This window comes from Empedobacter sp. UBA7620, from assembly GCF_002484185.1.
GTDB classification, from domain to species: Bacteria; Bacteroidota; Bacteroidia; order Flavobacteriales; family Weeksellaceae; genus Empedobacter; species Empedobacter falsenii_C.
Genome location: NZ_DLJI01000016.1, coordinates 10,294 through 24,194 on the forward strand (window position 1 = coordinate 10,294; position 13,901 = coordinate 24,194).

Here is a 13,901-nt window from a genome sequence, read left to right on the forward strand (position 1 = left end):
CAGTAAAACATTTTAACCATGGCGATCAACTTTTTGACACTCGCCTACAAATCATATGACATTTTTTTTAATCCTTTTTCAAATACATACTACATTTTAGATCCTACAATTCTCAAATCTCAATACTAAAATCTCACATCTAATTTGTACATTTTACAAGTCAACATCGATACACGAACACCGAACAAACCATACGGAACGCATATACAATGGATACAGAATGGATACAGCGCGGATACACAACCGATACAGAAAAGTGTCATTTTCGATATACACCGATACAGGAATTTAACACTTTTTAACAGTTTGTTTCTCTATTATTCTGTCATTCTGAGCCCGTCGAAGAATCCCGTTTTTAACCTCAAATAGATAATACAATCCTCTCAATACTAAAATCTCACGTCTAAGATCTAAATAATAGGTAGCAGAACCCCAATAAATTTGGAAAATGATATTAAACGTTCTACTTTTATTGTGCGAATAAAAAATATAAAACGAATGCTGTCAAAGTCTCCTTACCGAGGCTCTGATAGAGAGCGTGTAAAGAAAGGACACCCCTTTGCTTTACGATCCGTGTTTTAAAAATGTTATAAAAACGGAGGTTTGTTCTTTAAAAAGAAGTAATAAGCCAACAGACTTTATCTGGTGGTTTTTTACGGATGAATGGAAATTGTTTCGTTCTCATGTGTTTTTGGTTTTATGGAACGATGTTTCTCGAGTATGAAGATATACTTGCAAAAAAAGCAAGGCGGCTTCACACTTTAGACTCAAGGGCGACCAAACCCATCTTAAAAACTCGAAAGTTTAAAAGTTACCTCTAAAGCATACGTGAAAACCGCCCATGCCATATACGAAAGTACAAAACTTTTTAGACATGGAGCGATTCCACGACAGTCTCGAGGTAAAATTGGTCGTTTTGAGCCGAGAACCCATCGTAAGTAATTTGTCTTTATAGACTAATTATCAATTCGCTATAACAAATATAATACTTTTTTAATTAAATGCAAATTATTTTCTAATTAAAAACCTGTAGACATTAATGAATAGTAGTGGTTCTAAATATAGAGAGCAAATAGGAGCTAAGTTAAGATCTCATCGTTTGAAACTTTTTTTATCAATTGATGACATTATTCTTATGACTGAAATTTCGAAAAGTTCAGTTTTAAAAGTTGAAAAAGGAATTGCAAAAGATATTGATTTATATATTGAATATGCAAAAGCCGTTCAGTACCCATTAGAAACATTATTAGACTTTAAAATTCCTCTTAAACCTCTAAATGAATTACCTAAAGATAGATTAGAATCTTTAAAATTGACATCAAAAATTAGGGAGCACATAGTAAATACTAATTTTCTTAATAAAGGTAAAACTGTTGCTGAAATAAAAGAGGAGTTGATTCGGTTGAAATTAGTACCAAAAGATATAACTTCTGTTGCTATCGCTGGTGTAATGAGAAATTTAAAAAACGATGATTTGGTCAGTTCAGAAGAAACAACTGGTAGAAAGGCTATTTATAAAAAAAGTATGAAATAAACTATTATTAGTTTATATAAGTTACAAAATTATGGTCGTAAGAACGAATAACGAATTAAAAAATCAAGTCAAAAATATTTTTATTGAAAAGTGGAACACTGATTTTATGATTTCAAAATCTCAAATTCATTATGTAGATAATTTAGAATCCTTTGTTTATATGAAAGAAAATGAAATTAAAGGGCTCTTGACATTTTATATCAAAGAGGATGAAATGGAAATTGTATCCCTTGATAGTTTTGAAGAAAACATTGGCATAGGTTCTTTATTGATTAATGAAGCGATTAATTATTATAAACAGAATTTCTTAAAAAGGTTATGGCTAATTACTACTAATGACAACTTAAATGCATTAAAATTTTATCAAAAGAAGAATTTTAATATTTCTGAATTTCATTTTAATGCAATTGAAAAATCCAGAAAGTTAAAACCGTCGATTCCAAAATATGGATATGACAATATACCTATACTACATGAAATAGAGTTACAATATAATAACTAAAATTTATTTGTCTGTTTTGCCTAAGTCTTTATGATGTAGTAGAACCTACGAATTGGAAAAATAAAAAATCTGATACTTATGAGGAGTTTGTAAAAAAGTAAAAGACATTAAGTAATTAAAAACGTTTAGTTTAAAATAAAGTATCTAAATTAGTAAGATTAACCAGTAGGCATGGTTAAAGTTAGTAATAGTACTCTGGAGTTAATTTATTAAGGTTTAATTAACTCCAGAGTTTTTTATTATATGTAAATACATCAGATTATTATAAACAAATGGTTCTATATAGAACCATTTATTTATTTATACAATAATGGTTATAAATTAGATTAATTTATATATTTGTTATTTATACGAGGTACAGAAGATTTTTACGAAATAAATGTTATAATAGTTTCGTAAAAAGCAATGTTAGGTGCAATTATTAACAAACACACTTTAAATAGTATGATTCCAATTTTAGATGATGGAAGAAATTTTACACCATTAATTTTTTACACAGAATTTCTTCCAAAATTAGCTGAATATTATAAGAACAATAAGTCGGAAGATATTAAATTCTTATTATTTCAGAAAGGTGATACAGAAATTTTTAGTGCAATATATCGGATTGATCCAATATCAACTCCTTTATTATTAAGTATAATAGAACAATTAAGTAAATTTCACAAAAAATCATTAGAACTATATTTAAATAATAATCATGCAACTATAAAGGTTTTAGGATTTTTATTTAGAGCAGGTTTTTTTAAAATCTCAAGAGAGAACAAAATTCTTTATTATAATGAAAATTATCTAGGAGCATTTCAAGGAAATGAAATTCGTAAAGAACACATAATTAAATCGTATAAAAAGAAAGATTTTTCTAATATAGATTTTGATTTTGAAAACGAAATTCAACTTCGAGATCACGTGAATTCTATAATTTCATATAATGTTCAAACACACTTCGGTGAACTTTTATATGACAATAACAATACTACAAATAATCATAATGAATATATTAATATACTTTCAGAATTAATAACGAACGGAGTAATTCATTCACAATCTACAACATATGCGATGATGTTTGTGGATAAATATCAAACTAAATTTTCTATTTCAGACAATGGAATCGGCTTTAAGAACTCATTGAATTCTAAACAAAATTTACCATTTTATTATAAAAAGAATGAATTTGAAAGTAACACTAATCTGCAATTTCCTACTTCTATAAATAAATACTTTATTGAAAATCTGTTAGAAATTTTTGAAATATTGTTTTATTCTTCTCTTAAAGAAAGAAAGGGACTATTTGATTTGATGTTAAATGTTGTCTTACATAGTAATGGTTATTTTAGACTTCATACCAATAATTGTCAAATAATAATCTCTAACAGAATTTTTAAATATATAACTTCTCTAAATGAATTAAGAGATGAAATTCTAGAATCACATAAATTGTTTGAGTTAGAGAAAATTTCACTAAATGATTACCAGCAAGCAATAATTGATAAAAAGAACTTAATTTCAAAACAATTTGAAAAAATTATAAACGCAACAATTAAATATTACTCTGAAGAAACTAAATTTTCTTCCATTAGATTTTATAATGTTAGATTTAAAGGGGTACATATTGAAGTTGAAATACCAAACTAATTACTATGATAATATCAAAACTAAATGCAGAAAACTTCATTTATTATGATTTACATAGTGAAGAAGTTTTAACATCAAATTTTATAGAAGAAAACAATAGTGGTGTATTTTGTGATAGATTGCAATCTATTACACTAGATAGAATTTGTGATGATATTTTAAAATCAGATCAAACTATTAAAAGTATTGCATTTGACCTTCATAATATAGAAGGTTCGCAAGACAACTTAAGTCAATATTTTACAAAGTTAAAAAGTAACGGGTTTCAAATTGTTTTATTAAATGTTACGGATGAATTAATTCATTCATTTGGTTATAATAACATAAGTAATATAAACAATCTTTGTACATATTTAACATTTTATGATAAAGGCACATTAAAACCAAGAAAAAAAAATGGGTATTTCAGATATTATCTTGTTGAAGATGGTAATTGCAATTTCATACCTGATGATTTTAATATTGAAGCCATTTTCAATAAAGATTTTATAGAAAAATTGAAGATTTACAGTATAAAACATCAAGAGCCTCATACTTCATCTTTTGTATATTTAGAATCATACATAAATATTAAAATGTTTATTTCTGAACAAAAATCATTTTGTATATATAGTATTTATAAGTTGGCTTTGAAAATATTGAAAGAATGGAGAGAAAACGGTCCTATTCCATTTTACGATGTAGAAAACAATAGTAATTACAATGCTCCAATATTAGTTTGTCAGAGTTTAAATAGTTCATATATAACATCTATATTATCTAATCTACTAAAGTTAGATATTTTGGTTTTAGATAAAATTGGACCTATAAATCGAATTTATAATTCTTTAAATAAAAATATAATAGAAAACAGGAATTATATCGTTGTTTCTGATTTAGTATGCTTAGGAACAGAGGTTAAAATTGTGAAAAATATTATTGAGTTTTTAGGAGGGAAATATCTAGGAAATGTTTCGCTAATTAAAACAGAAACTTTAAAAAAGAAAGATATTAAAAGAAAAGATGCTACAATTGCTGTATTTGCAATTGATAGTACTAACAATGAAGATTTAGGTTATTTTATATCAACTAATTTAAAGAATAAAAAAGAAAATAATGAATGATATAATTATACATATTTCAGATTTACATATTTCGGATCAAAGTAAAAAATTTGGACCTGCTAACACAGATACATACTTAACTTATGAGCCTAATGATCAGAATTTAAGTTATGTAAATCAATTTATTGACAAAATAAATTCAATACAAAGTAAAAATAAATATTTGATAATAACCGGCGATATAACAAATATCGCTGAAAGACTAGAATTTAAAGAAGCAGAAAGACTTATTAAGCATATTTTATCAGAATTAAATATAGATTCAAATAATTTATTACTAATTCCTGGCGATCACGATGTACATAGAGATTCAATAAAAAATGAGTTACGAGGAGCAGAAGTTGAAGTCTCTACAGAAGTTATAAATCAAATTAAACTTAAAAATTTTAGTGAGTTTTACAAAAATGTTAAAAATGATGATTTCAACAATGACTATTTAATTATTGATTTTTTAAAGATTGAAGATATTATTTTACTAGCAGTAAATTCAAACTATATTGTAAATCAAAATGGAGGTCATGGTTTTTTGCCAATCGATAAGCTGGAGGAAGAACTAAAAGCAATCAGAGTAACTTATCCTAATGAAGAATTAGTCTTATGTTTACATCATAATTTGGAAGGTGAGCATGAAGATAAAACTTCTGGTCAATGGGAAATGGAGAATAAGAAGGCTTTGATTACAATATTCGAAAGATATAATATTAAATGTATTTTAAATGGCAATGAACATACTCATAATTCCAAAATTCTTGCCCACAGAAATAGCATTACAGTAAGTGACAGCGGTCCTTTTAGTAGTATATCTTCCGTTCAGGCTTCCTTCAAAATTTACGAAATCAATAAATCTGAAAATAGCTTATATTTAAAGAATAATATTTATACATTACATAAAGTTAAAGGTAATACAGAATCAAATTTTGGTAATTGGACAAAGATAGATGTTCAAGATTTAACAGGTTTAGAAAAGGAAATATTTGAATTTAGAAAATTAGAGTTACCAATATTAGAAAACCATTTAGAACAACTACCAGAAATTGAAGATAAAGATATTGATACCACATTAGTAGAAAATCATGTAAGTTCTACAATTATCAAATATGAAAATATAGATATTGAAAATAAACTTTATGATATAATTAAAGAAAAAAAATTATTCCATCAAGGACACTTTCATTGGAGTGCAACTTCAAGAGCTCATAATTGGATTGACACAGCAAAACTTCTAGAGGATAAAGAAGATTTATACTTTATTAAAAATTCAATTATAGACATTTTAGAGAAAATGAATTTAATCGAAAATACTGATTTAATTATTGGTTTAGGATACGAAGGTAATATCATTTCAAGTAAGGCATCCATTAAATATCCTATTCCCTATACATATCTTCCATACTCATATAGATGGGAAGACCATAATGATTTCGAGAATAAATTAAATTTTGAAAATTCTGATAGTAAATTTAAGCAAGTTATATTAATTACAGATGTTGTTAACGATGGCAGAACAATTAGAAAATTAGTTGGTAAAGAAACAAGAGAAAAAAAGTTTTTTGAAAATGTGGAAAAAATCATAGTGGTTTCCTTGTTTTACACAGGTCATATTGAAGATATTAACGTTGATATACTAAATTATAATAAGTTAGAAGAAGCTGAAAAAATTGATGACGAAGAGGTCAATAATATAGAATTCTATACTATTAAAAAACTTAGAATCGAAAAATGTCCTTATGGAGATGACTTCAAAGAAAAATGTTTCATTATGAACGATAATTTACATTGTATACATAAATTCTATACTGAAAAATCATAACTGCACCTAATAACTAAGCTTTCGTCTTGCATGGAGGGCATGAGATGTATTGAAAAACGATTGAAGACAAAAAGAATAAATATACATACAACCTCGCTAAATTTTTAGGGAGGTTTTTTTATACTTATGTGAAACCGTAATTTGTTGTTAAATAGTTGTTGTATATTTAAGTTACATTTACGATATTAAGATATAGTGGATTTTGCACGAAACTTTTCTATATTTTATTTCGTAGAAAATGATATCGTGCGTCATTATAAAACAGAACTATGAAAAAATTCATATACTATCCAAATTTAGAACCGCCAAATACCGAATGGTTGAAATTTTCAATTCTTTATTTAGAGAAATTTGAAAGTATTGTTCCATATGGTAGACAGCATTTAATTTCCGAAGATTATAGAAAATTATTAAATGAAACCGATTTGGTTGAAATGTATTCACCTAAATATCTTCAAGGAGAACGTGCTTCAATTAAATCAATTGAAGAAGCTATAAGGTTCTTAAAAAATCCATATGAAAGAGGACCGTTAATGAATCAAATAAATATCGAAAGAAGTTGGAGGAATGAACAAAATTGGACGTATCAAATTTATTCAGAAAAATTTTCATATCAATTTGGAGAGTTTTGTGAAAGAGAAAATATTGGACGTAGAAATGATGAAGGATTGATTTTACCGAAAGAGTTAGCTTTTCTATTTATGACTCATCTAGCGCAAGAAATTTCATACGAAAGAAATGGGTCTATTATAACCGATAACGTTGAATTCGACAACTATTCAAATTTTTCAAGAGTTCATAATCCAGGTACTATAAATAGAAATAAGTTTATGAAAGGAATAATAAGTTTACTTGTGCCTGCAAATATTTCAGAAATTAGCCTTGATACATTAATTGAATTTAGAAATAGAAATAGAGAAAGAATTAAAGCTTTCAATAATCAAATTAATCTTCTTGAAGATTCAATTGGAAATGGAATCACTGAAAGACAGTTTGTTAATAGTTTTAATGATATCTATTCTGAATTAACTAGAGAAATTGTACTTATGGGAATTGGACTTGCTTCAATCCCTTTTGCAACATATATGCTAATAAATAATCCTCAAGCTTTATCTGCTGAATACTCTAAAGAAATATTAGGTGCATTAGGTATCGGACTTGGTGGAACTTATACTGTAAAAAGAGCTCTTTTTGATACAAGAGAAAGAAGGCTTTGTAAAAAATATTTAACAAATATTGAACGACTAAAATAACGAACGCACAACAGCAGTAACCGTTGCACAACTCCAATTTTAGATACAAAAACACAAAATAGTATAAATATTAACCTCTTTAGAAGAAATTTTAAGGAGGTTTTTTTGTGTTTACAAAATAAGAAAAATAAAAAAAAACCGAAGATAGTCGAGGCGAAAATTTTCTAAAAATATCTTTCATTATAAATAATTAAGATAAAAAATTTAAATCAATTTACGGTTTTCCGTAATTAATCTTATACTTTACTATTTATATTTGATGTAATTAGGAGTTAAATAAAAATCCCACGGAGTACGCAGGATATAAGTTTTTACTTCGGCTTAAAGCCTTATTGTGAATTGATTTCAAAGTCAAATATAAGGATTTTTATTAAATTACAATATAATTAAGAATAAAATAAAAAATTTTGAGATATCAAAAACCAAGAAATATAAATTACTATGAGAATATTAGGAATTGACGCTGGTACGAATAGCCTTGGCTGGTCCATTAGAGATACAGAAGTTATAAATAATCAAATCATAGATTTTGGGGTTCTTACTTTTGAAAAAGGAGTTGCTTCTGAAAAAGGAAATGAATTTCCTAAAGTTAAAAAAAGAACAGAGAGTAGAGGAAAAAGAAATAATTATCGAGCTGAAAAGTATAGGAAATGGGATTTATTATATTTTTTAATTGAAAATAATATGTGCCCACTTTCACATGAAGAGCTTAATAAATGGAAAAATTATAAAAAGGGAACAAAACGTAAATATCCACAAAATGATTTATTTTTAAATTGGTTACGATTTGATTTTGACGGCGATGGGAAACCTGATTTTCATTTGATAGGAAAAAATAAACATGATAGTTTATTTGCTTTTAGAGCTTTAGCTGTTGATCCTAATTTTCATTCTGTTTATAAAACTAATCCATATTTACTTGGAAGAATTTTCTATCAACTTGTACAAAGACGTGGTTTTAAAGGAAGAGATGAAGAAGAAGCAAAGACGATGTTGCAAGGTAGTGATAAAAATGGTACTAAAGGAAGAGATGATATTGCCGAATTTATCGAAAATCATAAAACGTTAGGAGCTGCTTTATATTATTATCAAAAAGAAACAGGTGAAAGAATTAGACAACGATACAATCTTAGAAAGGATTATGAAGCAGAATTAAAGCTTTTATGTCAGCTATATGATATTAATGATGAGGATTATCAAAAACTATGGAAAGCCATTATATGGCAACGACCTCTTCGTACGCAAAAAGGCTTAGTTGGTTATTGTATTTATGAAAAAAACAAAAAACGTGTACAGGTAAGCCATCCATTGTACGAGGAGTATAGAACATGGGCTTTTATCAATAATTTAAAAATTATTCCTCCTATTGGAGTTGATAAACAGACTTATATTCAAGAAAAAATTTATCCTTTATTTTTTAAGTCATCAAATGATTTTGAACTAAAAACTATTCTTAATCAACTTAAAAAAGACGGCGGTAAAATAGATTCAAAGTTTAAAGAAAAAACAAAAGTAATTTCTGCTAAGCTATTAAAGTCGTTTCAAGATATTTTTGGAGATAATTGGAAAGAGCTTTTGCATTGGGATAATATTAATGAAAGAGATAGTCAGCCATCTAAAAAACAGAATTCATCTTTTAATTATGATGAAATTTGGCACGTTCTTAAAACTTTTGATAGCCAAGAAAATTTAAAAGATTTTGCTTTGAACAAATTAAATCTTGATGATGAGAAAGCTGAGAAGTTTTCTAAAATCAAACTAAATCAAGGTTATGCAACAATGAGTTTGTCTGCAATTAAGAAAATACTTCCTTTTTTGCGAAAAGGTATTCCTTATCATTATGCCGTTTTCTTGGCAAATCTTTATAAAGTTTTGGGAATGGAAACTATTTCTGATAAGATGATCGATTATTTCATTGAGGAATTTAGAGAAGTTGAAAAAAGTAACGAACAAACAAGATTGTTAAATACAGTTGTCAATAGTTTGGTTTTAGATGAGTTAAACAGTAAATATCGTTATTCAATTGAAAATGACAGAGATTTAGACGATTCTGAAAAGAAAAATATTAATGCTAAACTAATTGAAATATTTGGAGAGAAAACTTGGCTTTTATTATCTGATGATGAAAAAACAGCATCTTATGATTATGTAGCCAAATATTACAAAGAGTTTTTGAGAAAATCAGTCCTGTCAAAGACTAATTTATTCATGGAGAATGAGAGAATTCATGATCAAATTTTCAATGTAATTGCTGAAAAATATGACATACCAGAGGATAAGAAGAAATTTTTATGGCATCCATCAGAACAAGAAAATTATACCCAAGCCGAAGAATATGATTATTTTACGCTAAATGGTAAACCTGTTTATATTAAACAAATTGATAGAGAGAATTTTATTAAAAATAATAAAGATGCTGAATTTCAAGGAAGAAGTTTAAAGTTATTAGGTAGTCCAGAACCTGTTACCAAAGGATTAAAAAACCCAATGGCTCTAAAAACAATGCACAAAATGAAGCAGCTTATCAATTTCCTTTTGCAAGAAGGTAAAATAGATGAGGACACTCGAATTGTGATTGAGATAGCAAGAGAACTTAACGATGCCAATAGAAGAAAAGCTATTGAAAAATGGAATAACGAGCGAGAAAAGGAAAATCTAAAGTTCAGTGAAACTATTATTGAAATAAATAAAGAATGCAACACCACTTTTAATCCAAGTGATAAAACGCTTCTTCGTAAAATAAGATTATGGGAAGAACAAAATAAAACTTGTCTTTACACAGGTAAATTGATTAAACTTTGTGATGTTTTAGATGGAAATAAATACGATTTAGAGCATACTATTCCTGCAAGTATAAGTTTTGATAATGAGTTACGAAATTTGACTTTAACTGATACGGAATTTAATAGAAATATAAAAAAGAAACAATATCCGTCACAACTTTATAATCATGTAGATATTTTGAATAATATCCAGTTTATGAAAGAAAAGATAGAGCATTTGGAAGATTTATATAAAGAATGGAAAAATAAAGCTTCGTATGCATCTACTAAGGAAATAAAGGATAATTGTATTCAGCGTTATCATTTCATAAAAATGGATTTAGATTATTGGAGTTACAAATACAATACATTTATTTTGGAAGAATATAAGTCAGGTTGGAAAAATAGCCAGTTGCGAGATACTCAAATTATTACAAAATATGCTCTGCCATATTTAAAAACCTTATTTAAAAGAGTGTCAGTAGAAAAAGCAAGTGTTGTAAATGTTTTTAAAGAAGTATATAATGTAAAATTATTAAGTGATAAAAAAAATCGTTCAACTCATAGTCATCACGCTGGTGATGCAAGTATTTTGACATTAATACCATCAGCATTTGATCGCGAAAGAATTCTTAAACTTTATAACGAAGAAAAAGACAATCATACGGGTAAAATTTATCACGAACAACCTAAAGATTGGAAAGATTTCTCCCCAAGTTATATTAAAGAAATCGAGAATGTTATATTAATTAACAATATAGTTGAAAATAGAACTACTGTTCCAACTTATAAAGTGGTACGCAAAAAAGGAAAAATCGTTTGGGAAGATAAATCACTTGATAAAAAACGAATTGCTCAAGGAGATACTATAAGGGGGCAATTACATGATGAATCTTTGTATGGAGCAATAAAATTACCATTAAGAAACGAAGAAAATAAAATTTTGTTTGATGATAATGGTAAAATGAAACTTACTGAAGAGCCAATTTTGGTTATTCGAAAAGATTTAGTTTATAAACAAAATGCAGATTCTCCAGGATTTAAAACGCTTGAAGAAGTTGAAAAGGTAATAGTCGATAAAGCTCTTTTTGAAATGATAAAAATGCAAGTGGAAGATGCTGTCGGATTTAAAGAAGCTTTAACAAAAGGTGTTTGGATGTTTGATAAGCAAGGAAACAAAGTAAATAAAATAAGAAGAATACGCTGTAAAGGTTTAATGAAATATAATACAGCATTGAAAGTGCATACGCATGCTTTTACTTCAAAATTCGATTATAAAAAAACAACATTAGCAAAAAGTGGAGAAAACGCACTTTGTTTATTTTATAAAAACGAAGATGGAAAAGCAATGGAGATATTAAGTATTTCTGATGTTGCTCAATTAAAATTTAAGAACGATCGTTCTTATTTTTTAGAACCAGAATACAATACAAAATCAATAGGAAAAGGAAAAAAATCAAAAGAAATACCGCTTTATGCTGTTTTACGTTCTGGGCAAAAAGTATTGTTTTATAAAGATAGTATTGAAGAACTAAAAGAATTAGATAATTCTGATTTAACAAAACGTTTATATAAAGTATATCAATTTGAAAGTGATGGTCGTATGAAGTTTAGAAATCATATGGCAGCAGGAATAGACACTGATTTAAAGAAAGAAAATAAGGAAGGGGCATCTTTTAACTTTGAGAATCCAAGTATCTTTTTAAGAATTAGACAAGGTGAATGGAATTTTGCAATTGACGGAGTTGATTTTGAAATGAAAATGGATGGCTCATTAAAATTTAAATAATATGCTAAAACGTACCATTTACATTGGCAATCCATCTTATTTGAAATTGAAAGACAATCAATTAAAAATAGAAGATGTGATAACCAAAGAAATCAAAGGCTCTGTACCTATTGAAGATTTGGGTTTTTTGGTATTGGATCATTATCAAATAACCATTAGTCATCAACTTATAGTGACATTACAACAAAATAATGTGGCAATTATTAGTTGCGACGATAGTCATATGCCTTTGGGATTGATGTTGCCAATGAATGGACATGTAGAGCATAGTGAGCGATTGAAACATCAGATTAATGTTTCGGAACCATTGCGCAAACAGTTGTGGAAACAAACGATTGAAGCTAAAATTTATCAACAGAAAGCATTGTTAAGTAAGTTTGGTTTTGTAGAGGAGCCAATGCAGAATTATTTAACGAATGTAAAATCGGGAGACTCTACGAATATGGAAGGAATTGCTGCGCAATATTATTGGAAACAATTATTTGACAATTTTACGAGAGAACGAGATGGTGATGCTCCTAATAATTTTCTGAATTTTGGATATGCTATTCTTCGAAGTATGGTTGCAAGAGCTTTAGTGAGTTCTGGATTAAATCCTACCATTGGTATTTTTCATCGTAATAAATACAATCCGTATTGCTTGGCTGATGATATAATGGAACCATATCGACCTTATGTTGATGAATTGGTATTAGAATGGATGAATAAGCCTTTTCGACCGACTGAAATGAGTAAAGATGCTAAAGCACATTTATTACAAATAGCAACAAAAGATGTGAAAATAGATGGTTTGAAAAGACCTTTGTTGGTAGCGATAAGCTCTACAACAAGTTCTTTGTATAAGTGTATGACAGGGGAGCAGCGTGTGATTCGTTTTCCTGAAATGACATGAGTTTTAGTCGTTATAATGCTTATCGTATTATGTGGGTTTTAGTTTTGTTTGATTTGCCAACAGAAACAAAAAAGCAAAGAAGTCAGGCAACTCGCTTTAGAAAAGAGTTGATTGACGATGGATTTACTATGTTTCAGTTTTCTATTTATTTGAGACATTGTCCAAGTAGAGAAAATGCTGAGGTACATATAAAACGAACCAAATCTAAATTACCTGAATTTGGGAAAGTAGGAATTATTTGTATTACAGATAAACAATTTGGACAAATGGAAATATTTTTCTCCAAAAAAGAAACCGATTTACCAACAGGTCCACAACAATTAGAATTATTTTAGGAATAAAAAAATCCGATAGAAAACTCAACTTCTATCGGATTTTACTTTTTTTCTCATTTCTAAATTTCTTCTCAAACCCTTTATGATAATGGTTTGTTAAATGAGGTTGTAAATACTTTGATAAATATACCAAGATTTGAAATCAATTCACAACTACATTAAAAGATATTAAAATTGAACTAGGGTTGTAAATACTTTGATAAATATACCAAGATTTGAAATCAATTCACAACGTACTCGGATGGGGTGTTGAGGCTTTTTCGGTTGTAAATACTTTGATAAA

At 27.7% G+C, this 13,901-nt stretch carries 9 protein-coding genes; all 9 read left to right on the forward strand.

The window, feature by feature from the left end; translation table 11 throughout:
* Positions 1-1,039: 1,039 nt before the first annotated feature.
* The 9 genes from B2217_RS02605 to cas2 all read left to right on the forward strand — a co-directional run bounded on the left by B2217_RS02605 (position 1,040) and on the right by cas2 (position 13,618).
* Positions 1,040-1,534 carry a hypothetical protein gene (locus B2217_RS02605; protein ID WP_280046343.1) on the forward strand — a complete coding sequence of 165 codons (495 nt, stop codon included), beginning with the start codon at positions 1,040-1,042 and terminating at the stop codon, positions 1,532-1,534.
* A gap of 31 nt (positions 1,535-1,565) precedes the next feature.
* Positions 1,566-2,036 (forward strand): GNAT family N-acetyltransferase, encoded by a 471-nt coding sequence (locus tag B2217_RS02610; RefSeq protein ID WP_280046344.1) that lies wholly within the window; start codon positions 1,566-1,568, stop codon positions 2,034-2,036.
* Positions 2,037-2,441: 405 nt separating this feature from the next.
* Positions 2,442-3,674 carry a hypothetical protein gene (locus tag B2217_RS02615; protein WP_280046345.1) on the forward strand — a complete coding sequence of 411 codons (1,233 nt, stop codon included), beginning with the start codon at positions 2,442-2,444 and terminating at the stop codon, positions 3,672-3,674.
* Positions 3,675-3,679: 5 nt separating this feature from the next.
* Positions 3,680-4,777: a hypothetical protein gene (locus B2217_RS02620; protein WP_280046346.1), complete on the forward strand. Its 1,098-nt coding sequence runs from the start codon at positions 3,680-3,682 to the stop codon at positions 4,775-4,777.
* Positions 4,770-6,587 (forward strand): metallophosphoesterase, encoded by a 1,818-nt coding sequence (locus tag B2217_RS02625; protein WP_280046347.1) that lies wholly within the window; start codon positions 4,770-4,772, stop codon positions 6,585-6,587. Before B2217_RS02620 ends, B2217_RS02625 begins: the two co-directional genes overlap by 8 nt.
* 269 nt (positions 6,588-6,856) lie before the next feature.
* Positions 6,857-7,840 (forward strand): hypothetical protein, encoded by a 984-nt coding sequence (locus B2217_RS02630; RefSeq protein ID WP_280046349.1) that lies wholly within the window; start codon positions 6,857-6,859, stop codon positions 7,838-7,840.
* A gap of 441 nt (positions 7,841-8,281) precedes the next feature.
* Positions 8,282-12,391, forward strand: a complete 4,110-nt coding sequence (cas9, locus tag B2217_RS02635; RefSeq protein WP_280046350.1) for a type II CRISPR RNA-guided endonuclease Cas9 — start codon at positions 8,282-8,284, stop codon at positions 12,389-12,391.
* A gap of 1 nt (position 12,392) precedes the next feature.
* Complete coding sequence (cas1, locus tag B2217_RS02640; RefSeq protein ID WP_180906565.1) at positions 12,393-13,283, forward strand: type II CRISPR-associated endonuclease Cas1; 891 nt, start codon at positions 12,393-12,395, stop codon at positions 13,281-13,283.
* Positions 13,280-13,618, forward strand: a complete 339-nt coding sequence (gene cas2 / locus B2217_RS02645) for a CRISPR-associated endonuclease Cas2 (protein WP_019976220.1) — start codon at positions 13,280-13,282, stop codon at positions 13,616-13,618. Before cas1 ends, cas2 begins: the two co-directional genes overlap by 4 nt.
* The last annotated feature ends 283 nt before the right edge of the window (positions 13,619-13,901 follow it).

Bases quoted from the DNA above. Each gene is read 5' to 3' on its own strand.
- B2217_RS02610 (WP_280046344.1), top strand. From the start codon at position 1,566: ATGGTCGTAAGAACGAATAACGAATTAAAAAATCAAGTCAAAAATATT.
- B2217_RS02605 (WP_280046343.1), top strand. From the start codon at position 1,040: ATGAATAGTAGTGGTTCTAAATATAGAGAGCAAATAGGAGCTAAGTTA.
- cas2 (WP_019976220.1), top strand. From the start codon at position 13,280: ATGAGTTTTAGTCGTTATAATGCTTATCGTATTATGTGGGTTTTAGTT.
- cas1 (WP_180906565.1), top strand. From the start codon at position 12,393: ATGCTAAAACGTACCATTTACATTGGCAATCCATCTTATTTGAAATTG.
- B2217_RS02620 (WP_280046346.1), top strand. From the start codon at position 3,680: ATGATAATATCAAAACTAAATGCAGAAAACTTCATTTATTATGATTTA.
- cas9 (WP_280046350.1), top strand. From the start codon at position 8,282: ATGAGAATATTAGGAATTGACGCTGGTACGAATAGCCTTGGCTGGTCC.
- B2217_RS02615 (WP_280046345.1), top strand. From the start codon at position 2,442: ATGTTAGGTGCAATTATTAACAAACACACTTTAAATAGTATGATTCCA.
- B2217_RS02625 (WP_280046347.1), top strand. From the start codon at position 4,770: ATGAATGATATAATTATACATATTTCAGATTTACATATTTCGGATCAA.
- B2217_RS02630 (WP_280046349.1), top strand. From the start codon at position 6,857: ATGAAAAAATTCATATACTATCCAAATTTAGAACCGCCAAATACCGAA.